Origin of the sequence: Klebsiella sp. 141251 (genome assembly GCF_050600725.1) — a bacterium.
Lineage (GTDB): Bacteria > Pseudomonadota > Gammaproteobacteria > Enterobacterales > Enterobacteriaceae > Klebsiella > Klebsiella aerogenes.
Window position 1 is genome coordinate 123,355 of record NZ_JAQIRG010000010.1, and the last position, 25,287, is coordinate 148,641.

The window sequence follows — 25,287 nt, forward strand, 5'->3', positions numbered from 1 at the left end:
CCGCGATTAGCGCGCCAAAGCTACGGCGCTGACCTCTTCCGCTACCCGCTCGGTAGCATCCGGAATCGAAGCGCCACGCGCTCGTTCCGCCATATCCATCAGGGTTTCCCGATCCCAACCGGCCAGAGTGGCCGCCACGGCATCCGCCGTGAACTCGGGTTGTTCGAGAATTTTCGCCGCGCCGGCTTTTTCCAGCGGCAGCGCATTCCAGTACTGCTGACGATCTTTGTGCTGGAACGGGACGAACAATGCCGGTAAACCTGCGGCAGCGATTTCGCTGACCGTCAGCGCGCCGGAACGACAAACAACCACATCGGCCCACGCATAGGCTGCCGCCATATCATCAATAAACTCAGTCACTTTATGCTGCGGCTGACCGGCGGCGGCGTACGCCTGGCGCACGGTATCCATGCCGCCTTTCCCGCTCTGATGCCAGATGGTCACCGCATCGCCGAGCTTCGCGGCCACCTGCGGCATAGTCTGGTTCAGCACGCGCGCGCCCTGAGAGCCGCCGACCACCAGCACGCGAATCGGCCCCTGCCGGCCCACCAGACGCTGTCCCGGCAGCGGTAGCGCGAGAACGTCGGTACGCACCGGATTCCCCACGACATCTGCGTGCGGGAAGGCGCCGGGAAACGCCTGCATCACTTTCTTCGCAATCTTCGCCAGCCATTTATTGGTCAGGCCGGCAATCCCGTTTTGTTCATGCAGCACCACAGGGATCCCGAGCGACCATGCCGCCAGACCGCCAGGTCCGGAAACATAACCGCCCATGCCCAGCACCACATCCGGCTGGAAACGCTTCATGATCGCCCGCGCCTGCCGCCAGGCGTTGAAGATCCGCACCGGCGCTAACAGTTGCGCTTTTATCCCTTTGCCGCGCAGGCCGGAGATGCGAATAAAATCGATATCAATGCCGTGTTTCGGCACTAAATCCGCTTCCATACGATCGGCGGTGCCAAGCCAGCGAACCTGCCAGCCCTGGTCCATTAAATGGTGCGCGACCGCCAGCCCCGGGAACACATGTCCGCCAGTGCCGCCCGCCATCACCATTAACCGCTTTTCCTGACCGCTCATCGAACACCCCGTGTAAACGCCTGCGCTTTCTCGAGGCGCGTTTCATAATCTATTCGCAATAAAAACATAATGGCCGTCGACATAATCAGCAGACTGGAGCCACCATAACTAATCAATGGCAAGGTCAACCCCTTGGTCGGCAGCATTCCCGCCGCCGCCCCGACGTTAACCAACGCCTGGAAGCTAAACCACACGCCGATAGCACAGGCCAAAAAGCCGGAGAAGCGGTGGTCAATCTCCAGCGCCTTGCGGCCAATCGACATGGCGCGAAAGGCGACGAAGAATACCATTAAAAGCGCGAGTACCACACCGATATAACCGAGTTCTTCGCCGATAATGGCGAAGATAAAGTCGGTATGCGCTTCCGGCAAATACTCCAGTTTCTGCACCGAGTTGCCGAGGCCCTGCCCCCACATCTCGCCGCGGCCAAAGGCCATCAGCGATTGGGTCAGCTGATAGCCGCTACCAAACGGGTCTTCCCACGGGTTCCAGAAGGAGGTGACGCGGCGAATACGATACGGTTCGGCGAGGATCAGCAGCACCACCGCCGAGATCCCCATGCCGATAATAGCGATGAACTGCCAGAGTTTCGCGCCGGCCAGGAACAACATCGCCAGCGTAGTCACGAACAGTACAACCACCGTACCGAGGTCAGGCTGCGCCAGCAGCAGAATCGCCAGCACGAAAATCACGCCCATCGGCTTTAAGAAGCCGCGCAGGTTGTTACGCACCTCATCCGCTTTACGCACCAGATAGTTGGCGATGTAGCAGAACAGCGATAGCTTGGTAAACTCCGCCGGCTGAATACGCAGCGGCCCGAGCGCGATCCAACGCGAGGCGCCGTTAACCGAGCTCCCCACCACCAGTACGATCAGCAGCATCACAATCGAGGCGATCAGCATCGCGGTACTGTGGCGCTGCCAGAACTCCATCGGCAGACGGAGCGTAATCATCGCCAGCGCGAAAGCCAGCACAATATACAAACCATCACGCTTAGCAAACAGGAACGGATCGTTCGCCAGGCGCTGTCCGACCGGCATCGAGGCCGAGGTCACCATGATAAAACCGATAGCCGCCAGGCCGAAGGTCAGCCACAGCAGCATCCGGTCATACATGACCAGGCTATCGTTATCTTTCGGGCGCGAGCCCATCACCCAACCTTTCAGCGCGGCGAACAGCCAGGCGAAAATAAACATCCCCGGCAGTCGCGGCAGCTTCAACCGGGGCAGGCCCAGCTGTGGCATTCTCAGGCGTGGGAGAGAGAAACGCATCAACCTAACTCCTTCGCCAGACGGGTAAAGACATCACCCCGTTGTTCAAAGTTTTTAAACTGGTCCAGGCTCGCGCAGGCCGGCGACAGTAAGACCATATCGCCTGTTTTAACCTGCGAAGCGATTTGCCGCATCGCCTGTTCCATGGTTTCGGTTTGTACCGCGATTTCCGGACGCAGCGACGCCAGTTGAGCGCCGTCGCGGCCGAAGCAGTACAGACGAACGTTCTCGCCGCCAAGATAGCGTTTCAGCGGCGTGAAGTCGGCGGATTTACCGTCGCCGCCCAACAGCAGATACAGCGTACCGTCGAGATGCAGGCCGTTCAGCGCCGCCTCGGTACTGCCGACGTTGGTCGCCTTGGAGTCATTGATCCAACGCACGCCGTTATGCTCCAGCGCCAGCTGGAAGCGGTGCGCCAGACCGGTGAAGGTAGTCAGCGCCTTCAGGCTACTGGCGCGCGGCAAGCCCGCGGCATCCGCCAGCGCCAGCGCCGCCAGGGCATTGCTGTAGTTGTGCTGGCCGCTGATGGTCATTTCTTTCACGTTCAGCACTTTCTCACCCTTCACCCGCAGCCAGGTTTCGCCCTGCTGGCGGTTAAGGTGATAGTCGCCGACATCGACGCCGAAGCTGACGCAGCGTTCGTCAGCGCCGCGTACCGGCATGGTCAGCGCATCATCGGCATTCACCACGCAGGTTTTAGCATTTTCATAGACCCGCAGTTTCGCCGCGCGGTACTGCTGCAGCCCCAGCGGATAGCGGTCCATATGATCCTCAGTCACGTTGAGGATGGTGGCCGCGACGGCTTTCAGGCTGGAGGTGGTCTCCAGCTGGAAGCTGGAAAGTTCAAGCACGTACAGTTCGCGCGCCGGATCCAGCAGCATCAGCGCTGGCAGGCCGATATTGCCGCCAACGCCGACATTCACGCCCGCCGCCTTCGCCATCTCGCCCACCAGGGTAGTAACGGTGCTTTTTCCGTTAGAGCCGGTAATGGCGATAATCGGCGCCTGCGCCTCGCGGCAAAACAGCTCGATATCGCCGACGATTTCCACGCCAGCGTCCGCCGCCGCGCTCAGTGAAGGGTGCGCCAGAGCAATCCCCGGGCTTGCGACAATCAGATCCGCCGCCAGCAGCCAGTCGTCGTTAAGGCCGCCCACGTGGCGCTCAACGGCTTCCGGCAGCTTATCAAGCCCGGCAGGGGCGACGCGGGTATCCATCACGCGCGGGGTTACGCCGCGCGCCATGAAAAAGTCCACGCATGACAGGCCGGTCATGCCCAGCCCAATAATGACGACTTTTTTACCCTGATAATCTGCCATGATTAACGTACCTTCAGCGTCGCCAGGCCAATCAGCACCAGCATCAGCGAAATAATCCAGAAGCGCACGATAACGCGCGGTTCCGGCCAGCCTTTCAGTTCATAGTGGTGGTGAATCGGCGCCATACGGAAGATGCGCTGGCCGCGCAGCTTGAACGAGCCGACCTGCAGGATAACCGACAAGGTTTCCACGACGAAAACGCCGCCCATAATCACCAGCAGGAACTCCTGACGCAGCAGTACGGCGATAATGCCCAGCGCGCCGCCGAGCGCCAGTGAACCGACGTCGCCCATAAAGACCTGCGCCGGGTAGGTGTTGAACCACAAGAAGCCCAGGCCCGCGCCGACAATCGCCGTGCAGACGATAACCAGCTCGCCGGCGTGACGCAGATAAGGAATATGCAGGTAGTTGGCGAAGTTCATGTTACCGGTGGCCCACGCTACCAGCGCAAAGCCGGCGGCGACGAAGACGGTCGGCATAATCGCCAGGCCGTCGAGGCCGTCGGTGAGGTTGACCGCATTGCCGGTACCGACGATAACGAAGTAAGCCAGCAGGATGTAGAACAGTCCCAGCTGCGGCATCACATCTTTAAAGAACGGCACTACCAGCTCGGTCGCCGGGGTGTCTTTCCCCGCCAGATACAGCGCGAACGCCACGCCCAGCGCGATTACCGACATCCAGAAATACTTCCAGCGGGCAATCAGGCCCTTGGTGTCTTTACGCACGACTTTACGGTAATCATCGACAAACCCGATGATGCCGTAGCCGATTAATACCGTCAGCACGCACCAGACGTATGGATTTGACGGATAAGCCCACAGCAGGACGGAAACGGTAATCGCGGTGAGGATCATAATCCCGCCCATGGTCGGGGTCCCGCGTTTGCTGAAGTGGGACTCCGGGCCGTCGTTACGAACGACCTGACCGAAGGACAGTTTTTGCAGACGGGCGATCATACGCGGGCCCATCCACAACGAGATGAACAGCGCGGTCAGCAGGCTGACGATGGCGCGAAACGTCAGATAGGAAAAGACGTTAAAGCCGGAATAATATTTGACCAGATGTTCGGCCAGCCATACTAACATGTCGCAATCTCCTGTAATGCGCGTACTACCTCTTCCATAGCGGCACTACGTGAACCCTTCACTAAAATGGTCATGATTTTATGCTCTGCCAGCAGCTCGCGCAGGCGAGCTACCACGGCGGCTTTATCGTTAAAATGTTCGCCCACGCCGCTGGCGCTGCTGATATCCGCGCTCAGTGAACCGACGCTGAGCACGCAATCCAGGCCCGCCGCTTTCGCCGCTTCGCCCACTTCGCGATGACAGGCCGCGCTTTCCGCGCCGAGTTCAGCCATATCGCCGACCACCATCGCCCGGAAGCCCGGCATTTCCGCCAGCACCTGTACCGCGGCGGTCATCGAACCGACGTTGGCGTTGTAGGAGTCATCCAGCAGCAGCTGGTTTTCCGCCAGTTGGATCGGGAACAGACGTCCCGGCACCGCTTGCAGCTGCGCCAGCCCAGCTTTCACCGCGGCCAGATCGGCGCCTACCGCCATCGCCAGCGAAGTTGCAGCCAGCGCGTTAGCGATGTTATGGCGCCCCGGCAGCGGCAGCAGTACGTCGACGTTGCCGAACGGGGTCTGCAGCGTAAATTCGGTGCCATGACTGGTGATATAAACATTGGTCGCCGTGAAGTCGCTGTTCGCCGCGTTCGGCGAGAAGCGCCACACTTTGCGATCGCCAATCACGCTCTGCCAGTTCAGCCAGTCGTTATTGTCGGCATTCAAAATCGCGATGCCGTTTTGCGGCAGGCCGGTGAAGATTTCGCCCTTGGCTTTTGCCACGCCCGCCAGCGAGCCGAAGCCTTCGAGGTGCGCGGCGGCGAGGTTGTTGACCAGCGCCGCTTCCGGACGCGTCAGGCTGACGGTCCAGGCGATTTCGCCCTGGTGGTTGGCGCCAAGTTCAATCACCGCATACTGGTGATCTTTGTTCAGACGCAGCAGCGTCATCGGTACCCCGATATCGTTATTCAGGTTACCGGCGGTATACAGCGTATTACCGCACTGGCTGAGGATCGCCGCGGTCATCTCTTTGACCGAGGTCTTACCGGAAGAACCGGTGAGCGCCACCACGCGGGTCGGCACCTGCTGACGCACCCAGGCCGCTAACTCGCCAAAAGCCAGGCGGGTATCTTTCACTACGACCTGCGGTAAATCGCAGGCCAGTTGGCGGCTAACCAGCAGGGCGCCTGCGCCCGCCGCTTTCGCTTGTTCGGCAAAATCATGCGCGTCGAAACGCTCGCCTTTCAGCGCCACAAACAGGCAACCCGCCGTGACTTTGCGGGTATCGGACGTCACGTCATCGATAGCGATATCGCTACCCTGCAGTTCGCCGCGGGTGATATCGGCGAGCTGGCTTAATGTAAAGCGAATCATGCTACCGCTCCCAGCAGACGCGCGACAGTCACGCGGTCGGAGTAATCCAGACGGCGGTTGCCGACTATCTGATAGTCTTCGTGGCCTTTGCCCGCGACCAGCACAACGTCGTTCGCTTTCGCCTGCATCACCGCGCTGGTCACCGCTTCCGCGCGGCCTTCCATCACCTTCACCTGCCCGGCATCAAGCATGCCGGCCAGAATGTCGTTAATAATCGCCCGCGGCTCTTCGGTACGCGGGTTATCGTCGGTAACGACCACGATATCGGCAAACTCTTCCGCGATAGCGCCCATCAGCGGGCGTTTGCCCTTGTCGCGGTCGCCGCCGCAGCCGAAGACGCACCACAGCTTGCCGCTACAGTGCAGACGCGCGGCCTGCAGCGCTTTTTCCAGCGCGTCAGGCGTATGGGCGTAATCGACCACCACGGTCGGTTTGCCCGGCGCGCTGAACACTTCCATGCGGCCGCACACCGGCTGTAAACGCGAAGAGGTTTTCAATAGGTCCGCCAGCGGATAGCCCAGCGCCAGCAGCGTCGCCAGCGCCAGCAGCAGGTTGCTGACGTTAAAGGCGCCCATCAGGCGGCTTTCGATTTCGCCCTTGCCCCAGCTCGAGTCAAACTGAATGGTCGCGCCGCTGTCGTGATAGTTGACCGCGGTCGCCTTCAGCCAGCGGCCGTGGCAGTTCGGATTGATATGATCTTCCATCGACACCGCCACCGCATCCGGCAGTTTCGCCAGCCAGCGACGCCCCACTTCATCGTCGGCGTTGACGATGGCCTGGCCGCAATGGTGGGTGGAATAGAGCAGCCATTTCGCCGCTTCGTAATGTTCCATGTCGCCATGGTAGTCGAGGTGGTCACGGCTCAGGTTGGTAAACACCGAGGCGGCAAACTGCAGCGCCGCCACGCGGTGCTGAACCAGCCCGTGAGAAGAGACTTCCATCGCGCCGAAAGTCGCCCCCTGCCCTACCAGACCGGAAAGCACGTGCTGAACATCAACCGCAGAGCCGGTGGTGTTTTCGGTTGGCACCACTTTATCCAGCAGGCCGTTACCGACGGTACCCATCACCGCGCTGGTTTCGCCGAGCAGTTTCGCCCACTGCGCAAGCAGTTGAGTCGTGGTGGTCTTACCGTTAGTGCCGGTAACGCCCACCAGGCGCATCTGCTGCGAAGGTTGATGATAAAAACGCCCGGCCAGCGCGGATAACCGCTCGTTCAGTTGGCTAAGGTAGATGACCGGCACGCCGTGCATCTCGCGAACTTCGCCGTCTGCGGCCTCGCCCTGCGCCTCAGCAATAATGGCAGCAACACCTTGCGCTATCGCCTGCGGGATATAACGACGCCCGTCCGCCTGATGACCCTGTACCGCGACAAAGAGGTCGCCGGACGCCGCCACGCGGCTGTCCAGCGTCATCTCTCGCAGAATTCGCTCCGGCGCATTTGGCACCCACGGAGCGAGAAGGTCGCGCAAATTACGATCTGCCACCTGTTCCCTCGCCTTGATTAATCACAAATTCACTTTTTTCGCCCGTTGCCAGCGCATCCGGTTCGATGTTCATGGTGCGCAGTACGCCGCCCATGATGGCACCGAATACCGGCGCGGAAACGGCGCCACCGTAGTATTTACCTGCCTGCGGGTCGTTGATCACCACCACCAGCGCGAAACGCGGGTGGCTGGCGGGCGCAACGCCTGCGGTGTAAGCAATATATTTGTTGATGTAGCGGCCATCCGGCCCCACTTTTTTCGCCGTACCGGTTTTAATGGCGATGCGATAGCCTTTAATCGCCGCTTTCACGCCGCCGCCGCCGGGAAGCGCCACGCTTTCCATCATGTGAACGACGGTACGAACGAGCGAGTCCGGGAACACGCGCTCGCCCGGAACCGGTGGATCAACTTTGGTAATCGACAGCGGGCGATAGATGCCATAGCTGCCAATCGTTGCGTAGACTCGCGCTAACTGTAACGGAGTTACCATTAGCCCGTAGCCGAAAGAAAAGGTGGCCCTCTCTATGTCAGACCACCGTTGTTTTTGAGGATATAAGCCACTGCGTTCTCCGACCAACCCCAAATTGGTCGCCTTTCCAAGCCCAAAACGTGAGTAAGTATCTACTAACGCTGAGGACGGCATCGCTAACGCCAGCTTAGAAACGCCGACGTTACTCGACTTCTGTAGCACCCCGGTCAGGGTCAATTCGCTGTAGCGCGCCACGTCTTTGATTTCGTGGCCGTTAATTCGATATGGAATGGTATTCAGCACGGTATTTTCATTGACGATGCCGCGCTGCAGCGCCGTCATCACCACCATCGGCTTCACCGTTGAACCCGGTTCAAATACGTCGGTGATGGCGCGGTTACGCATGGTATCTTTGGAGGTACCCGCGAAATTATTTGGGTTGTACGACGGGCTATTCGCCATCGCCAGCACTTCACCGGTGTTGACGTCAACCAAAACGGCGGTGCCTGATTCCGCTTTGTTGAACGCCACCGCATTATTCAGTTCGCGATATACCAGCGCCTGCAGGCGCTCGTCGATGCTCAACGCGAGGTTATGCGCCGCCTGGCTGTCGGTGGAAGAAATGTCTTCAATCACGCGGCCATAGCGGTCTTTACGCACGATACGTTCGCCCGGCTGACCGGTCAGCCATTTATCAAAGCTTTTCTCAACCCCTTCAATCCCCTGGCTATCGACGTTGGTGAAGCCAATGAGGTGAGCGGTTACTTCACCTGAAGGATAATAACGGCGAGACTCCTCGCGCAGATGGATCCCCGGCAGCTTCAGTTTTCTGATGTAGTCGGCCATGTCAGGGTTCACCTGACGCGCCAGATAGATAAAACGCATCCGCGGGTTGCTGTTGATGCGCGATGCCAGCTGATCCAGCGGCATATTCAGCGCATCGGCTAGCGCTTTCCAGCGGTTATCGAGCGTCACACCGCCCGCATCATGCAGCTCTTTCGGGTCGGCCCAAATCGCTTTTACCGGAACGCTGACCGCCAGCGGGCGGCCGGAGCGGTCGGTAATCATGCCGCGCGCGGTGGAGACTTCCTGTACGCGCAGGGAACGCATATCCCCCTGACGCACCAGCATGTCCGGGCTGACAACCTGCAGCCACGCGACGCGGCCAAGCAGGAAGGCGAGAGCGATTAAAATACATCCGCACAGCAACGCAAAACGCCAACTGATAAAGTTGGCCTGTTCTTCCTGACGTTTTGCTTTTGGCGTTTTCGGCGCTGCTTTCATGCGTCGCAATAATCCTTATTTCTGTACCACTATATTTTCTTGTGATGGATCAACGTGTTGCATCTGCAACTTCTCTGTCGCGATCCGTTCAACCCGACTGTGATCGCCAAGGGCGTTCTCTTCGAGGATCAGGTTGCGCCATTCAATATCCAGAGCGTCACGCTCCAGAACTAATTGTTCACGCTGCGCGGTTAACAGACGGGTATGGTGCGCCGTCGTCACCACGGTCACTGCCGTTATGATGATGCAAATGAACAGGCAGAGTGGCAGCTTCCCAAACCGCAGAAGATCGTCCCCGATAACGCCAGGCAAGGCATGGCGCTCGTTGCTTCCTAACGATCCTTTAACTTTGCTTAAGGCTACTGTCACTCTGCCGATCATGCGTTCGTCCTCTCTGCGATACGCAGCACTGAACTACGGGCGCGTGGATTCTCTGCCACCTCTTCTTCGCCCGGCATCAACTTGCCTAGTGCTCGCAACTGACGGCCGCCCAGTTTCCTGAGCTGCTCTTCAGTCATCGGGATCCCTGCTGGAACCTGCGGACCGCGGCTTTGCTCACGCATAAAGCGCTTCACAATGCGGTCTTCCAGCGAATGGAAACTGATAATCGACAGCCGACCACCGGGGGCCAGCACGCCGAGCGAGCTTTTTAGCGCCTGCTCTATCTCCTCCAGTTCACTGTTCACCCAGATGCGCACCGCCTGGAAGGTACGGGTCGCGGGATGTTTGTGCTTATCTTTCACCGGCGTCGCCGCCGCGATAACTTCCGCCAGCTCTTTGGTACGGGTCATCGGCTCAATGCGGTTACGCTCAACGATCGCGCGCGCGATACGTTTACCGAAACGCTCCTCGCCAAAGGTTTTAATGACCCAGGCGATGTCGGCTTCTTCGGCGGTCTGTAACCATTCGGCGGCGGACTGACCGCGAGTCGGATCCATGCGCATGTCCAGCGGACCATCGCGCATAAAGGAGAACCCGCGTTCCGCGTCGTCCAGCTGCGGTGAAGAAACGCCAAGATCGAGAAGGATACCGTCGATCTTGCCGGTAAGATTGCGCTCGGCGACGTAGTCAGCCAGCTGCGAGAAAGGACCATGTACGATGGAAAAGCGTGGGTCATCGATGGTTTGCGCAACGGCAATAGCCGTCGGGTCGCGATCGATTGCCAGCAGGCGCCCTTCCGCCCCCAGTTGGGAGAGGATCAGACGCGAGTGACCACCGCGGCCAAAGGTTCCATCAATGTAGATACCATTTGGACGAATATTCAGGCCGTTAACGGCTTCATCCAGAAGTACCGTAGTGTGTTTAAAATTTTCCATCATTTTATAAAGACAAATCCTGCAGGCGCTCCGACAGTTCACCGGTAGCGGACTGCTCAGCGTCGATATCTTCCTTGACCCGTTGATACCAGGTCGTTTCATCCCACAGTTCAAATTTATTAAACTGTCCGACCAGCATCACTTCTTTTGTCAGCCCGGCATGTTGCCGCAGCACCGGCGCGATTAGCAATCGTCCGGCGCTATCCATCTGACATTCGCTGGCATGCCCCAAAAGCAGGCGCTGTACGCGCCGCTCAACGGGATTCATGCTCGACAAACGCGACAATTTTTGCTCGATGATTTCCCATTCAGGCAAAGGATAAAGCAGCAGGCACGGGTGATGAATGTCAATGGTGCACACCATTTGACCAGAAGCATCCTCGATCAGCCCGTCGCGGTAGCGCGTCGGTACGGCCAAACGGCCTTTACTGTCGAGATTGACTAACGTTGCTCCACGGAACATGCCAGCCTCACCCCTTTTCGCCACTTTACCCCACAAATTCCCACCTAAAGGAGTTTACGGAGCGGAGGAAAAGCTTGTCAAGCCAGCACTAATGCCAACGGAGCGCAAAAACCCATTATTTACAGCCGATATTAGCCCTGATGAATAAATCACCAACAAACGAGGCAAATTAACGTTATGAATACGTGTAAGAAAATAACCAACAAACTCGTAACAGTTAAAAGCGACAAAATATCTTCAGCGGGAAAATATAAAGTGTCAGTTTGCGACGCGAGCGGCATTTTAGGCCATTCTGATGTCCGTTAACAGTGCCTGTTGTGGACGGAGAAGCACTTGTGCCGCGGCCTGACGCTCTCAGATGCGATGAAGGTAGGATAAAGCGATTGTTAATTCAGCAATTATTCCGATGAATGTAACAAAATAATACTAACAAAGGGTATTGCGCATTTTCTTGCACCATTTGGATACAAAAAAATCTTTCTCAGGAATAAAACAAAATAAGGCGTAAAGAAGTTTAGGGATTTGTCTGAAAGCGAATAGATTTACGAATCTCTACGTAAATTGTATGGAATATCGCCAGATGCTAATCCATCTGGCGAATAACCTACGAAGAATCTTAACCTTTTTTCGCTAATGGATCAGCGGCGATTCAAACTTCCGCGATGATAAAGGTTACGACGAATACGGCTTAAGCCTGGTTTTGGCTTACGCGGTTCATCCAGGCTTGCCAGTACAATCTCTAAAACACGCTCGGCAACGTCGCGGTGACGCTGCGCGACCGCCAGCACCGGACACTGCAGGAAATCGAGCAGTTCGTTATCGCCGAAGGTGGCGATGGCGAGTTCGGATGGCAGTTTGCCTTCACGGCGCAGCGTGACGTCCATCACTCCCTGCAGCAGCGGGAAAGAGGTGGTGAACAGCAGTTGCGGCATCGGATGCGTTTCCAGCCATTTCTCGAAAAGATGGGCTGCAGCTTCGCGTTCGTAGCTGTTGGCATACAGGAAGTTCACTTCCCGCGGGTCATCCTTCCACGCCGAACGGAACCCCTGCTCACGCAGGAAACTCACCGACAGTTCCGGCAGCGCTCCCAGATACAGCACATTGTCACCGGGGAATTTGCGCAGCTCGGCAGCGAGCATTTCGGCGTCGTCCTGGTCCGCACCGACGACGCTGGTAAAGTGTTCACGATCGAGCGCGCGGTCAAGCGCGACAATTGGGAAGGGATCGTTCGCCCAGCGCTGATAAAACGGGTGCTCCGGCGGCAGCGAAGTCGATACAATAATCGCGTCCACCTGACGCTGCAGCAGATGCTCAATGCAGCGCATTTCGTTGTCCGGCTGATCTTCCGAGCAGGCGATCAGCAACTGGTAGCCGCGCTGACGCGCCTGACGCTCCAGGTAGTTCGCAATACGGGTATAACTGGTATTTTCGAGATCCGGGATTACCAGACCAATTGAACGCGTGCGTCCTGCGCGCAGGCCAGCAGCGACCGCATTCGGGTGGTAGTTATGCTCGCGCACCACCGCCATCACCTTCTCGACCGTTTTATCGCTGACGCGATACTGCTTCGCTTTGCCATTAATCACATAGCTCGCGGTGGTTCTTGAAACACCGGCCAGCCGGGCGATTTCATCCAGTTTCACAATTGCCCCTTGGGTAAGAAGTACAAAAAACAACCATTAAATAGATATACTCATTAGAGTATAGAGATCCATTTTTATAACATCTAAACGCAGAATAGTTAGCGCGGCAACCGCTTTCGTCCACAGTTCCTACGGAATTCGCAAAAAAATAACCCGACAGTTTGTGTCGGGCTATTTTTACGTCATTTTTTCAGCGTTTAGCGCATAATTTTATCGCCACGCGACAGGCCGACGACACCGGAGCGCGCCACTTCAACAATGCGCGCGACGTCGCGCAAGGAGGCCAGGAAGGCATCCAGCTTATCGCTGGTTCCTGCCAGCTGCACGGTATAGATAGAAGGCGTCACATCAATAATCTGCCCGCGAAATATCTCGGTGTTGCGTTTCACCTCTTCACGGCCATAACCGCTGGCCTGCACTTTAACCAGCATGATTTCACGCTCGACGTGGGAGCCCTGGCCCAGTTCGCTGACCCGCAGCACATCCACCAGCTTATGTAACTGCTTTTCGATCTGCTCAATCGCTTTCTCGTCGCCCACCGTCTGGATGGTCATGCGGGACAGCGTCGGATCGTCGGTTGGCGCTACCGTCAGGCTTTCAATATTGTAGCCGCGTTGGGAAAACAGGCCGATCACCCGGGATAATGCCCCCGATTCGTTCTCCAGTAATACAGATAATATCCGGCGCATAATCAGGTTCTCTCCGTTTTGCTCAACCACATTTCGTCCATGCCGCCGCCGCGGATCTGCATGGGGTAAACATGCTCGCTACCATCAACCGTAACATCAACGAACACCAGACGGTTATTACGTACCTGCTCCAGCGCTTCCGCCAGTTTAGCTTCCAGCTCTTGCGGCTCGCTGATGCGAATACCGACGTGGCCATACGCCTCGGCGACGCGCACGAAGTCCGGCAGCGATTCCATATACGACTGCGAATGGCGGCCGGAATAGAGCATATCCTGCCACTGCTTCACCATCCCGAGGTAACGGTTATTCAGGTTCAACACCAGCACAGGTAGTTCATACTGCAGGGCGGTGGAAAGCTCCTGAATGTTCATCTGGATGCTGCCGTCCCCGGTCACGCAGATGACGGTTTCTTGCGGTAGCGCCATCTTCACGCCCAGCGCCGCAGGCAGGCCAAAGCCCATCGTGCCGAGGCCGCCGGAATTAATCCAACGTCTTGGTTTATCGAATGGATAATAGAGCGCGGCGAACATTTGATGCTGGCCAACGTCGGAGGTCACGTAAGCATCACCGTTGGTCAGGCGCCAGATAGCCTCGATTACCGCCTGTGGTTTAATCTTGCCGCTTTGCGTGTCGTATTGCAGACAATGACGGGAACGCCACTGTTCGATCTGCTGCCACCAGTCGCGGATCTCATCCAGCGGCTGCTGGCTCTCTTCCTGCTCAAGCAGATCAAACATCTGGTCGAGCACCTGCCGCGCGTCGCCAACGATCGGCACATCCGCAGGGACGGTCTTGGAGATCGACGTAGGATCGATATCAATATGCAGCACCGTGGCGTTCGGGCAATACTTAGCCAAATTGTTGGTGGTGCGATCGTCAAAGCGTACGCCGACTGCAAAAATAACGTCGGAATGATGCATGGTCATGTTGGCTTCATAGGTGCCGTGCATCCCCAGCATGCCAAGCGCCTGCTGATGAGTCGCCGGAAAAGCGCCTAAGCCCATTAATGAAGAGACAACCGGTAACTTCAACTTTTCGACCAAGGTACGCAGCTGTGCTTCGCACTGCGAATTGATCGCCCCGCCACCGACGTATACGACCGGTTTTTTCGCCGCCACCAGCGTTTGCAACGCACGTTTGATCTGACCTTTATGCCCGCTGGTTGTCGGGTTGTAAGAACGCATGCTGACCGCATCCGGCCAAACGTAAGGCAGCTTTTTCGCCGGATTGAGAATATCCTTCGGCAAATCGACCACCACCGGCCCCGGTCGGCCGCTGGCCGCCAGCCAGAACGCTTTCTTTAAAATGCCGGGAATATCTTCAGTCTGTTTCACCAGGAAGCTGTGTTTGACCACCGGGCGCGAGATACCGACCATATCGCACTCCTGGAAGGCATCGTAGCCAATCAGCGAGGTGGCGACCTGCCCGGAAAGAATGACCAGCGGAATAGAATCCATGTAAGCCGTTGCGATACCGGTAATAGCGTTAGTCGCTCCCGGGCCGGAGGTCACCAACACCACCCCGACTTCGCCGGTCGCGCGCGCCAGCCCGTCAGCCATATGCACCGCCGCCTGCTCATGGCGCACCAGCACATGGTCTATGCCACCGAGGGTATGTAATGCATCGTAGATATCGAGGACCGCGCCTCCGGGATAGCCGAATACTTGCTTGACGCCCTGATCGACAAGCGATTGGACGACCATCTCGGCTCCTGACAACATCTCCATGGTTTGCCTCCAGGCTTTTTGTTTTCACGACGGCGGAAGTCATTTTCCGCGCGCGTCGTATGATGCGCCGCCATCGGCAGCGCATTGAAGTGAACAACTTGCTGTGCATTACCATAACTGCTCGCCAACAGGCAGGCAATTCGCCTGGCGGCGTCTGGAGCGGGTCTCAAAAGCAGAAAAGAAAGCATATGGAGAAATATATGGAGGATTGCTTCAGGAATAGAAAAATGAGACAGCCAATACTCGGGGAAAATGGCTTACGGCAGAAAATCATCCATTTTTCACCGTCGGGTTGCGAGAACCCGCGGTGATAAACAGAATAATATTCTGCTTTTTTAATGTTTACTCAGATAAGCTGGAACTTCCGCTCCCCTTTGTGGATGAGGACAATTAGCGCTGGCAGATATTCGCCAGTAACTCTTCCATCCATTGATGGCCTTTATCACGACCGGCCGCTTCGTGCCATGAAAGGAAGCAGGTGCGGCTATTTACCTTCAGCGGCAGCGGTAATATCTGCAGGTCTAATTTATCCGCGAATTCATTGGCTAACCAGCGTGGCGCTATCGCCACCATGTGGGTTTGCGAAACCACGTTTAATACGCTAACCATGGCATTACCCTGATAGGCAATGCAGGATTGTTTATCCACGGAGTCATACCACGGCTGGCTAAATGAAGCATAACGATCCAATGCGACGACCGCGTGCTCTTCCTGATAAATATCCGCTTCCGTTAACGGCCCGGAAATACGCGGATGTTTACGGCTGGCAACCAAAACCATTTCATCTTTGAATAAAGGTATGCAGGCGAACTCCGGACGACGGAACTCTTCATAGCCGATAACAAATTCAATTTCCTGATAACGCAGCTGATGTTCGGTGTTTTGATGTAGCGCTGATTTAAAGACCAGATGAATATTTGGCGCGATTTCACCAACTTTATTAAATATTAGCGAGGTTAAGTAATTATCCAATGGGCTACAAACGCAGAGGTTAAATACGCGCTCGCTGCTCAGTGGTTCAAAGCCGGAACCCGGCAGCTCATTTTGCACCAGTTGCAATGCCTGGCGTACCGAGCCGAACAGCTGATAGGCCCGCGCCGTTGGCTGAATGCCGCGCCCATAGCGAACAAACAGTTCATCATTAAACATCACCTTAAGGCGAGAGACCGCGTTACTCACCGCCGGTTGGGACATCCCGAGAGTATGGGCCGCACGGGTAATATTTTGTTCCTGCATCACCGCATCAAACACGGTCAGCAGGTTGAGATCCACCATCCGCAGTTGTGGTTTAACGACTTCCTGTCCCGGGGCTGATTTATATTCAGTATTTTCAATTAACATATCTAACTCCACCGTCACGCTAAATTCCTTTTACCAAAGTGCAGTAATTAATTAAGACAATATCATTTATCATGCATATTAAATCTGCAAAAGGGCAAAATGGAATTTTAGGAATATATCAAGGTTATGAGTAGCGACGAAAAACCTCACAGGACATCACCGGAACCCGCCTAAAACATATCATTTACTTGATGATATAAAGTGTACCCATAGATCACAGGAATAAACAACACCACTATTAGTTAATTACAATTTAAGTATCAATTAACTATCTAGTTTATCCCTGCGATTAATTAACACTTTGTTATCCTTCCTTTTGTCTAAACCCCTCAAAATCAGCGATGAGAATACCATTAATCTCTTATCTTTCATTAAGATAACAATGGAACCCTCTCTCATATTTTTCATCCCCTTTATGATAAAAAATTTTTCTAATTGTTTTATTTTTCCAGAGGCAGATGAATGTCTCAAATAGGATCGTCGGTAAAACAAGGGATAATCCAGCACAATTAGCTAATTCACCAGGCTGGTGAAAAACAGTTTTTATCTTGCCTGGGGTTGACATCAAAACCGCTATCCAGTAACTCTAAAAGCATATCGATTTCAACTGGAGTATGACGCATGATTCGCACCACTCGTTTCACCAGCCTACTACTACTAAACGCATCCATTGTGCGCGGTAGGCTGTTGGGCGACGTTCAGCGTTAAGTCATCTTCCAGCAAGACACTAAACCCGCGCCATTGCGCGGGTTTTTTTATGCTCGAAGCAAGGCGCCAGGCAACAGATTAAGGATCTAAACCATGAGCCAGCAAGTCATTATTTTCGATACGACCTTACGTGATGGGGAACAAGCGTTACAGGCCAGCCTGAGCGTGAAAGAGAAGCTGCAGATAGCCATGGCCCTCGAACGTATGGGCGTCGATGTGATGGAAGTCGGTTTCCCGGTTTCTTCCCCAGGCGATTTTGAATCGGTGCAGACCATCGCGCGCACCATCAAAAATAGCCGCGTGTGCGCGCTGGCTCGCTGCGTTGAGAAAGATATCGACGTGGCGGCGGAATCCTTAAAAGTGGCCGAAGCGTTCCGCATCCACACCTTCATCGCAACGTCTCCGATGCATATCGCCACCAAGTTGCGCAGTACGCTGGATGAAGTCATTGAGCGCGCTATTTACATGGTGAAACGCGCACGTAACTATACCGATGACGTCGAATTTTCCTGTGAAGACGCAGGTCGTACGCCGATCGACGATCTGGCTCGCGTCGTCGAAGCGGCTATCCGCGCCGGCGCCACGACTATTAATATCCCGGATACCGTCGGCTACACCATGCCGTTCGAATACGCCAACATCATCAGCGGTCTGTATGAACGCGTACCAAACATTGATAAAGCGATTATTTCAGTCCACACCCATGATGATTTAGGCATCGCCGTCGGTAACGCCCTCGCCGCCGTCCACGCTGGCGCGCGTCAGGTAGAAGGCGCGATGAACGGTATCGGCGAACGCGCCGGTAACTGCGCGCTGGAAGAGGTGATCATGGCGATCAAAGTGCGCAAAGACATTATGAACGTGCACACCAACATCAATCACCACGAAATCTGGCGTACCAGCCAGACCGTCAGCCAAATCTGCAATATGCCTATCCCGGCTAACAAAGCCATCGTCGGCACCGGCGCCTTCGCCCACTCTTCCGGTATTCATCAGGATGGCGTGCTGAAGAACCGCGAAAACTACGAAATCATGACCCCGGAATCCATCGGCCTGAACCAAGTACAGCTGAACCTGACTTCACGCTCCGGTCGCGCGGCGGTGAAACACCGTATGGAAGAGATGGGCTATAAAGAGAGCGACTACAACCTGGATCATCTGTATGACGCGTTCCTGAAGCTGGCGGATAAAAAAGGCCAGGTCTTCGACTACGACCTGGAAGCGCTGGCGTTCATCAATAAGCAGCAGGAAGAGCCAGAGCATTTCCGTCTCGACTACTTCAGCGTCCAGTCTGGCTCGAGCGATATCGCTACCGCCTCTATCAAGCTGGCCTGCGGTGATGACATCAAAACCGAAGCCGCCAACGGCAACGGCCCGGTTGACGCTATCTACCAGGCTATTAACCGCGTGACGGACTACAACATCGACTTAGTGAAGTATGGCTTAAGCGCCAAAGGTCACGGCAAAGATGCGCTGGGTCAGGTTGATATCGTCGTGGAATACAACGGTCGCCGCTTCCACGGCGTCGGCCTGGCGACCGATATCGTCGAATCGTCAGCAAAAGCGATGGTACACGTGCTGAACAACATCTGGCGCGCCGCCGAAGTCGAAAAAGAATTGCAACGCCAAGCTCAGAATAAAGAGAACAACAAGGAAACCGTGTAATGTCGAAGAATTATCATATTGCCGTTTTGCCGGGTGATGGAATTGGCCCGGAAGTGATGAACCAGGCGATGAAAGTACTGGAAGCCGTTCGTAACCGTTTTTCAATGCGTATCACCACCAGCCAGTACGACGTTGGCGGCATCGCCATCGACCGTCAGGGCATGCCGCTGCCGCAAGCCACCGTTGATGGCTGCGAGCAGGCAGACGCGATTCTGTTCGGTTCCGTCGGCGGTCCGAAGTGGGAACATCTGCCGCCGGCCGAACAGCCGGAACGCGGCGCGCTGCTGCCGCTGCGTAAGCACTTCAAATTATTCAGCAACCTGCGCCCGGCTAAACTGTATCAGGGGCTGGAAGCGTTCTGCCCGCTGCGCGCCGATATCGCCGCCAACGGCTTCGACATTCTGTGCGTGCGCGAACTGACCGGCGGCATCTACTTCGGTCAACCGAAGGGCCGCGAAGGCAGCGGCCAGCATGAAAAAGCTTTCGATACTGAGGTATACCACCGCTTTGAAATCGAGCGTATCGCGCGTATTGCCTTTGAATCAGCGCGCAAGCGTCGTCATAAAGTGACGTCAATTGATAAAGCCAACGTCCTGCAGTCTTCTATCTTGTGGCGCGAAATCGTCAACGAGATTGGCAAAGAGTATCCGGATGTCGAGCTGGCGCATATGTATATCGATAATGCCACCATGCAGCTTATCAAAGATCCGTCGCAGTTCGACGTCCTGCTGTGCTCGAACCTGTTTGGCGACATCCTGTCCGACGAATGCGCGATGATCACCGGCTCTATGGGCATGTTGCCGTCCGCCAGCCTCAACGAGCAAGGTTTTGGCCTGTATGAACCAGCGGGCGGCTCGGCGCCGGACATCGCAGGCAAAAATATCGCCAACCCGATTGCGCAAATCCTGTCGCTGGCGCTGCTGCTGCGCTATAGCCTGGATGCCGGCGACGCGGCGAGCGCCATTGAACGCGCTATCAACCGCGCGTTAGAAGAAGGCATTCGTACCGGCGACTTAGCGCGCGGTACGGCGGCGGTCAGTACAGATGAAATGGGCGATATCATTGCCCGCTATGTCGCAGAAGGGGTGTAATCATGGCGAAGACGTTATACGAAAAATTGTTTGATGCGCATGTGGTATACGAAGCGCAGAACGAAACCCCGCTGCTGTATATTGACCGCCATCTGGTGCACGAAGTCACCTCTCCGCAGGCGTTTGACGGCCTGCGCGCGCACGGTCGTCCGGTGCGCCAGCCGGGCAAAACGTTCGCCACCATGGATCACAACGTCTCAACGCAGACCAAAGATATCAACGCCTCCGGCGAAATGGCCCGTATTCAGATGCAGGAGCTGATTAAGAACTGCAAAGAGTTTGGCGTTGAGCTGTATGACTTAAATCACCCGTTCCAGGGCATCGTACACGTCATGGGCCCGGAACAGGGCGTCACCCTGCCGGGGATGACCATTGTTTGCGGTGACTCCCATACCGCCACACACGGCGCGTTCGGCGCGCTGGCGTTCGGTATCGGCACATCCGAAGTGGAACACGTATTGGCGACCCAGACCCTGAAACAGGGTCGCGCGAAGACCATGAAAATCGAGGTTCGCGGCAAAGCGGCGCCGGGCATTACCGCCAAAGACATTGTACTGGCGATCATCGGCAAAACCGGTAGCGCCGGCGGTACCGGTCACGTGGTCGAATTCTGCGGCGAAGCCATTCGCGACCTGAGCATGGAAGGCCGTATGACCCTGTGCAATATGGCAATCGAAATGGGCGCCAAAGCGGGTCTGGTCGCGCCGGACGAGACGACCTTCAATTACGTGCAGGGTCGCCTGCACGCGCCGAAGGGCCAGGATTTCGCCGACGCGGTGGAATACTGGAAAACGCTGAAAACCGACGATGACGCCACCTTCGATACCGTAGTCACGCTGCAGGCGGAAGAGATTGCGCCGCAGGTTACCTGGGGCACCAATCCAGGCCAGGTCATCTCGGTCACCGATATTATCCCGGATCCGGCATCGTTCAGCGATCCGGTCGAACGCGCCAGCGCCGAGAAAGCGCTGGCCTATATGGGGCTGAAATCCGGCGTGCCGTTGACCGAGGTCGCGATCGATAAAGTCTTTATCGGTTCCTGCACTAACTCGCGAATCGAAGATTTACGCGCGGCGGCGGAAATCGCCAAAGGGCGTAAAGTGGCGCCGGGCGTACAGGCGCTGGTGGTTCCCGGTTCCGGCCCGGTGAAAGCGCAGGCGGAAGCCGAAGGTCTGGATAAGATTTTCATCGACGCCGGTTTTGAATGGCGCTTACCGGGCTGCTCCATGTGCCTGGCGATGAACAACGACCGCCTGAATCCCGGCGAACGTTGCGCCTCTACCAGCAACCGTAACTTTGAAGGCCGTCAAGGCCGCGGTGGACGCACCCATTTAGTCAGCCCGGCGATGGCCGCGGCGGCAGCGGTGACCGGCCATTTCGCCGATATCCGTAACTTGAAATAAGGAGACCATCATGGCAGAGAAATTTACCCAACATACTGGCCTGGTGGTTCCGCTGGATGCCGCAAACGTCGATACCGATGCGATCATTCCTAAGCAGTTCCTGCAGAAAGTGACGCGTACCGGCTTTGGCGCGCACCTGTTTAACGACTGGCGTTTCCTCGACGACCAGGGGCAGCAACCGAACCCGGAGTTCGTGCTGAACTTCCCGCAATATAAAGGGGCGTCTATCCTGCTGGCGCGTGAAAACTTCGGCTGCGGCTCCTCGCGCGAGCACGCGCCGTGGGCGTTGACCGATTACGGTTTCAAAGTGGTGATTGCGCCAAGCTTTGCCGATATCTTTTACGGCAACAGCTTTAATAACCAACTGCTGCCGGTGACGCTCAGCGATGAGCAGGTGGACGAGCTGTTCAAGCTGGTACAGGCGAGCCCGGGCATTAGCTTTGAAGTAGATCTTGAAGCGCAGGTGGTTAAAGCCGGGGATAAAACCTACAGCTTTAAAATCGACGACTTCCGCCGCCACTGCATGCTCAACGGTCTGGATAGCATCGGCCTGACGCTGCAGCATGAAGAAGCGATTTCCGCCTACGAGCGTCAACAGCCCGCCTTTATGAACTAACCTTTAAGCCCGGCGAGCAAGCCGGGCTTTCTCTTTGTGTTCCTCTCTGGCGCACATAACTACGTATAATTTATAGATAAATTTATTCTTCCCGTCCTTTATCGTGCATTTATACCGGCGTAAGCGGGCTGTTTTTGTATATATCCACAATGACAAGTAAATAATCAGCAGAAGTATTTAAAACAAACCGCCCAATATGTGAATTAACGGTTAACTCCATAGAAAACCCCTATAGCTCAGCACAAAAAAAAGCATTATTTTTCCCCTCCCCGGCTCGTTATCTTTCCTGACAGAGAAATATTAACTTTAGATACGTCACGTCGCCTGCCTCACATCGTGGGCCGCCTGCCGTTCTTGTGGAGAGCCTAAATGAGCCACTATCCTCATCTATTCAGCCCGCTAACCATCAACGGGATGACCATAAAAAATCGCATTATCATGCCGCCGATGGGTACCAATATGGCCACTCTGAATGGCGAAGTCTCGCAGGAGCAGCTTGAATACTACGAACTGCGGGCGAAAGGCGGCACCGGGCTCATTACCGTGGAAAATATCTGCATTGATTTTCCCTTCGCCTCCAATGGCACGACGCAGTTACGTATCGATAACGATCAATATATTCCGCGCCTGTTTAAATTAACCGAAACCCTCCATAAACACGGCACCTGCGTAGCGATTCAGCTGAATCACGCGGGCGCTTCGGCTTATGCTTATCGCCTGAATGGGCAGACGCCGCTTTCGGCATCCAGCACGCCGTCGAAAAAGCACGGTAATATTCCGCGGCCAATGACTCACGAGGAAATTTATCACGCGGTAGACAAATTTGGCGACGCCGCTGAGCGCGTACGCCGCGCCGGTTTTGACTGCGTAGAAATTCATGGCGGCCATTCCTATTTAATTAGCCAGTTTTTGTCGCCGCTATTTAATAAACGTACCGACGAATTCGGCGGCAGTATCGAAAACCGCACCCGCATATTAAGCCTGATTATCGATAAGGTTCGCGCCTGCGTCGGACCACGTTTCCCGATAAGCCTGCGCATCAGCGCCGACGATTTCTTAAAGGGCGGCAACACGCTGGAAGATTCGCTGCGCATCCTCGAGCTGTGCCAGGATAAGGTCGACATTATTAACGTCTCTGCCGCGCAGAACGATAACCTGAATTTACAAATCGACCAGATGTCGCTGGAAGATGGCTGGAAGCGCTACCTCTCTCGCGCGGTACGCGATAAATTCCATAAGCCGACGGTCATCGCCGGCAACATTCGTTCGCCAAAAATCGCCGAAGATATCCTCGCCAGCGGCGATGCCGATCTGATCGCCATTGGTCGTGGTTTGATTGCCGAGCCTGAATGGGTACAGAAAGTACAAAGCGGCAATGAGCGTCTGATGCGTAAATGCATCTCCTGCAATATCGGCTGCGCGGATCACCGCATCGCCCGTTCTCGTCCGCTGCGCTGCTCGATCAACCCGGACATCATCCACGGCGACGCTTACAAGCAGCAGCGTGTTTCGCGCGAAACCAACGTTGTGGTAATCGGCGCCGGCACTGCAGGAATGGAAGCCGCCTGCACCGCCGCGGAAGTCGGCTGTAACACCTGGCTGCTGGAAGAGAAAAGCCACGTCGGCGGACTGGCCAGCACCATTGCGCTGCTGCCGGAGAAAAAGCGCATCGCCGATTTCCCGCAGTTTATGAAAAACCGCCTTTCCGGGCTCAGTAATCTGATGCTGCAGGTCGGTAAACGCGCCGATGTCGCTTCAGTCGCCGCGCTGCATCCACAGCTCATCGTCAACGCCACCGGCTCGGTTCCTCTGCTGCCGCCTATCGAAGGCCTGCGCGAGAACATTGACGCCGAAGGTGGCCGCCTGTTTTCAATAACCGGCATGATTGAACACCTTGACTCCTTTGCCGATGCCGCAGGTAAACGCATCGTCGTGGTTGGCGGCGGCGCCGTCGGCCTGGACGTCATTGAATACTTCTCAGCGCGCGGCGCCGAGACGGTGCTGATTGAAATGCAGGACGCGCCGGGACAGGACCTCGACATTATTACCAAAAACGCGATGTTGACCATGCTGGAAGAACACCAGGTGGAGCAACACATGCAGACCCGATTAACCGCCGTCGCTCCAGACCATTTCACCGTTAATACCGTCAACGGCACGTTCGACATTCCCTTCGACTATGGCTTTGTATGCCTGGGAATGCGCGCCAACCGCGCAGGTCTCGACGATATCGCCCAGTGGGCCGCCGCCAACAACGTAAAAATCATGAATATCGGCGACAGCCTGTCGGCCCGGAGAATTATCGACGGCGTGCGCGAAGGCCGCAACGTGCTGGAGATACTCGAAGACATGGGCGTACTCGGCAATCGCGAAGCGCAACAGATTCCATTTTTAACATATTGAGGATATTTATCATGGCAGAACGTCTTACCGGTCATACCGAACTGATTGGCCTAATCGCTACCCCGATTCGTCACAGCATGTCGCCGACCATGCACAACGAAGCCTTTGCCCATCTTGGCCTCGATTACGCCTACCTGGCGTTCGAGGTCGATAACCAGGAGCTAAAAGATGTCGTGCAGGGTTTCCGCGCGCTAAAACTGCGTGGTTACAACGTCTCGATGCCGAATAAAACCGAAATTTGCCAGTATCTCGACAAGCTTTCGCCGGCGGCGCAGCTGGTCGGCGCGGTCAATACCGTCGTCAACGATAATGGCGTGTTAACCGGCCACATTACCGACGGCACCGGCTATATGCGCGCGCTGTCAGAAGCCGGTATCGATATCATTGGCAAGAAGATGACCATCCTCGGCGCAGGCGGCGCGGCTACCGCCATCAGCGTACAGGCCGCGCTCGACGGCGTGAAGGCCATCTCGATCTTCAACCGTAAAGACAAGTTCTTCGCCAATGCCGAGCAGACCGTCGCCAAGATCCGCGACAACACCGACTGCGAGATCCATCTCTTCGATCTCGACGATCATGACAAGCTGCGCGCCGAAATCGACAGCAGCGTGATCCTCACCAACGCCACCGGCGTCGGTATGAAACCATTCGAAGGCCAGATGCTGCTGCCAAACGACAGCTTCCTGCGCCCGGACCTGATTGTCTCCGACGTCGTCTATAACCCGCGTAAAACCCATCTGCTGGAAGTGGCGGAGAAAAAAGGCTGCCGGACCCTCAACGGCCTGGGAATGATGCTGTGGCAAGGCGCGCGCGCGTTCGAAATTTGGACGGGCAAAGAGATGCCGGTTGACTACGTCAAGAGCATTCTGTTCTAAGAGGCAAGA

General features: G+C 55.9%; 21 protein-coding genes. 7 read left to right on the forward strand and 14 right to left on the reverse strand.

Annotated elements, in window-relative coordinates; translation table 11 throughout:
• Nucleotides 1–6: 6 nt before the first annotated feature.
• From murG to leuO, 14 genes are all read right to left on the reverse strand, one after another.
• Nucleotides 7–1,077: an undecaprenyldiphospho-muramoylpentapeptide beta-N-acetylglucosaminyltransferase gene (gene murG / locus PGR09_RS20720; RefSeq protein WP_047065207.1), complete on the reverse strand. Its 1,071-nt coding sequence runs from the start codon at nucleotides 1,075–1,077 to the stop codon at nucleotides 7–9.
• A complete protein-coding gene (gene ftsW, locus PGR09_RS20725; RefSeq protein ID WP_045390013.1) occupies nucleotides 1,074–2,348 on the reverse strand; it encodes a cell division protein FtsW in 1,275 nt (424 codons plus the stop codon). Before ftsW ends, murG begins: the two co-directional genes overlap by 4 nt.
• Nucleotides 2,348–3,664 carry a UDP-N-acetylmuramoyl-L-alanine--D-glutamate ligase gene (murD, locus tag PGR09_RS20730; RefSeq protein ID WP_063413984.1) on the reverse strand — a complete coding sequence of 439 codons (1,317 nt, stop codon included), beginning with the start codon at nucleotides 3,662–3,664 and terminating at the stop codon, nucleotides 2,348–2,350. The genes ftsW and murD overlap by 1 nt, the downstream gene beginning before the upstream one ends.
• Before the next feature lie 2 nt (nucleotides 3,665–3,666).
• On the reverse strand, nucleotides 3,667–4,749 hold the full coding sequence (gene mraY / locus PGR09_RS20735) for a phospho-N-acetylmuramoyl-pentapeptide-transferase (RefSeq protein ID WP_004204335.1): 1,083 nt from the start codon (nucleotides 4,747–4,749) through the stop codon (nucleotides 3,667–3,669).
• Nucleotides 4,743–6,101, reverse strand: a complete 1,359-nt coding sequence (gene murF / locus PGR09_RS20740; RefSeq protein WP_430916479.1) for a UDP-N-acetylmuramoyl-tripeptide--D-alanyl-D-alanine ligase — start codon at nucleotides 6,099–6,101, stop codon at nucleotides 4,743–4,745. The genes mraY and murF overlap by 7 nt, the downstream gene beginning before the upstream one ends.
• On the reverse strand, nucleotides 6,098–7,585 hold the full coding sequence (murE, locus tag PGR09_RS20745) for a UDP-N-acetylmuramoyl-L-alanyl-D-glutamate--2,6-diaminopimelate ligase (RefSeq protein ID WP_045376465.1): 1,488 nt from the start codon (nucleotides 7,583–7,585) through the stop codon (nucleotides 6,098–6,100). The genes murF and murE overlap by 4 nt, the downstream gene beginning before the upstream one ends.
• Nucleotides 7,572–9,338: a peptidoglycan glycosyltransferase FtsI gene (locus PGR09_RS20750; protein WP_045390005.1), complete on the reverse strand. Its 1,767-nt coding sequence runs from the start codon at nucleotides 9,336–9,338 to the stop codon at nucleotides 7,572–7,574. The genes murE and PGR09_RS20750 overlap by 14 nt, the downstream gene beginning before the upstream one ends.
• A gap of 15 nt (nucleotides 9,339–9,353) precedes the next feature.
• Nucleotides 9,354–9,719 (reverse strand): cell division protein FtsL, encoded by a 366-nt coding sequence (ftsL, locus tag PGR09_RS20755; RefSeq protein ID WP_015704398.1) that lies wholly within the window; start codon nucleotides 9,717–9,719, stop codon nucleotides 9,354–9,356.
• Nucleotides 9,716–10,657: a 16S rRNA (cytosine(1402)-N(4))-methyltransferase RsmH gene (gene rsmH, locus PGR09_RS20760; protein WP_015368254.1), complete on the reverse strand. Its 942-nt coding sequence runs from the start codon at nucleotides 10,655–10,657 to the stop codon at nucleotides 9,716–9,718. The genes ftsL and rsmH overlap by 4 nt, the downstream gene beginning before the upstream one ends.
• A 1-nt stretch (nucleotide 10,658) precedes the next feature.
• Complete coding sequence (gene mraZ, locus PGR09_RS20765; RefSeq protein WP_015368255.1) at nucleotides 10,659–11,117, reverse strand: division/cell wall cluster transcriptional repressor MraZ; 459 nt, start codon at nucleotides 11,115–11,117, stop codon at nucleotides 10,659–10,661.
• 638 nt (nucleotides 11,118–11,755) lie between these two features.
• Nucleotides 11,756–12,760, reverse strand: a complete 1,005-nt coding sequence (gene cra / locus PGR09_RS20770; protein ID WP_045390003.1) for a catabolite repressor/activator — start codon at nucleotides 12,758–12,760, stop codon at nucleotides 11,756–11,758.
• Nucleotides 12,761–12,957: 197 nt separating this feature from the next.
• Entirely contained in the window at nucleotides 12,958–13,449 is a 492-nt protein-coding gene (ilvN, locus tag PGR09_RS20775; protein ID WP_015368257.1) for an acetolactate synthase small subunit, read from the reverse strand.
• A gap of 2 nt (nucleotides 13,450–13,451) precedes the next feature.
• Complete coding sequence (gene ilvI, locus PGR09_RS20780) at nucleotides 13,452–15,176, reverse strand: acetolactate synthase 3 large subunit (RefSeq protein WP_032706640.1); 1,725 nt, start codon at nucleotides 15,174–15,176, stop codon at nucleotides 13,452–13,454.
• 390 nt (nucleotides 15,177–15,566) lie between these two features.
• Nucleotides 15,567–16,535, reverse strand: a complete 969-nt coding sequence (gene leuO / locus PGR09_RS20785; protein ID WP_015368259.1) for a transcriptional regulator LeuO — start codon at nucleotides 16,533–16,535, stop codon at nucleotides 15,567–15,569.
• 603 nt (nucleotides 16,536–17,138) lie between these two features.
• Here leuO and leuL point away from each other — a divergent pair.
• The 7 genes from leuL (at nucleotide 17,139) to PGR09_RS20820 (ending at nucleotide 25,278) form a co-directional block, all read left to right on the forward strand.
• The gene (leuL, locus tag PGR09_RS20790) at nucleotides 17,139–17,225 is read left to right on the forward strand and encodes a leu operon leader peptide (RefSeq protein ID WP_020079614.1); all 87 of its coding nucleotides are present in this window, start codon (nucleotides 17,139–17,141) and stop codon (nucleotides 17,223–17,225) included.
• A 93-nt stretch (nucleotides 17,226–17,318) separates the two neighbouring features.
• Nucleotides 17,319–18,890, forward strand: a complete 1,572-nt coding sequence (gene leuA, locus PGR09_RS20795; protein WP_015368261.1) for a 2-isopropylmalate synthase — start codon at nucleotides 17,319–17,321, stop codon at nucleotides 18,888–18,890.
• Nucleotides 18,890–19,981 carry a 3-isopropylmalate dehydrogenase gene (gene leuB / locus PGR09_RS20800; RefSeq protein WP_015368262.1) on the forward strand — a complete coding sequence of 364 codons (1,092 nt, stop codon included), beginning with the start codon at nucleotides 18,890–18,892 and terminating at the stop codon, nucleotides 19,979–19,981. Before leuA ends, leuB begins: the two co-directional genes overlap by 1 nt.
• 2 nt (nucleotides 19,982–19,983) lie before the next feature.
• Nucleotides 19,984–21,384, forward strand: coding sequence for a 3-isopropylmalate dehydratase large subunit (gene leuC, locus PGR09_RS20805; protein ID WP_047065212.1), 1,401 nt, complete (start codon nucleotides 19,984–19,986; stop codon nucleotides 21,382–21,384).
• A 10-nt stretch (nucleotides 21,385–21,394) separates the two neighbouring features.
• Nucleotides 21,395–22,000 carry a 3-isopropylmalate dehydratase small subunit gene (gene leuD / locus PGR09_RS20810; protein WP_045389996.1) on the forward strand — a complete coding sequence of 202 codons (606 nt, stop codon included), beginning with the start codon at nucleotides 21,395–21,397 and terminating at the stop codon, nucleotides 21,998–22,000.
• 369 nt (nucleotides 22,001–22,369) lie between these two features.
• Complete coding sequence (locus PGR09_RS20815; protein WP_430916480.1) at nucleotides 22,370–24,403, forward strand: FAD-dependent oxidoreductase; 2,034 nt, start codon at nucleotides 22,370–22,372, stop codon at nucleotides 24,401–24,403.
• Nucleotides 24,404–24,414: 11 nt separating this feature from the next.
• Nucleotides 24,415–25,278: a shikimate dehydrogenase gene (locus PGR09_RS20820; RefSeq protein WP_045376448.1), complete on the forward strand. Its 864-nt coding sequence runs from the start codon at nucleotides 24,415–24,417 to the stop codon at nucleotides 25,276–25,278.
• The last annotated feature ends 9 nt before the right edge of the window (nucleotides 25,279–25,287 follow it).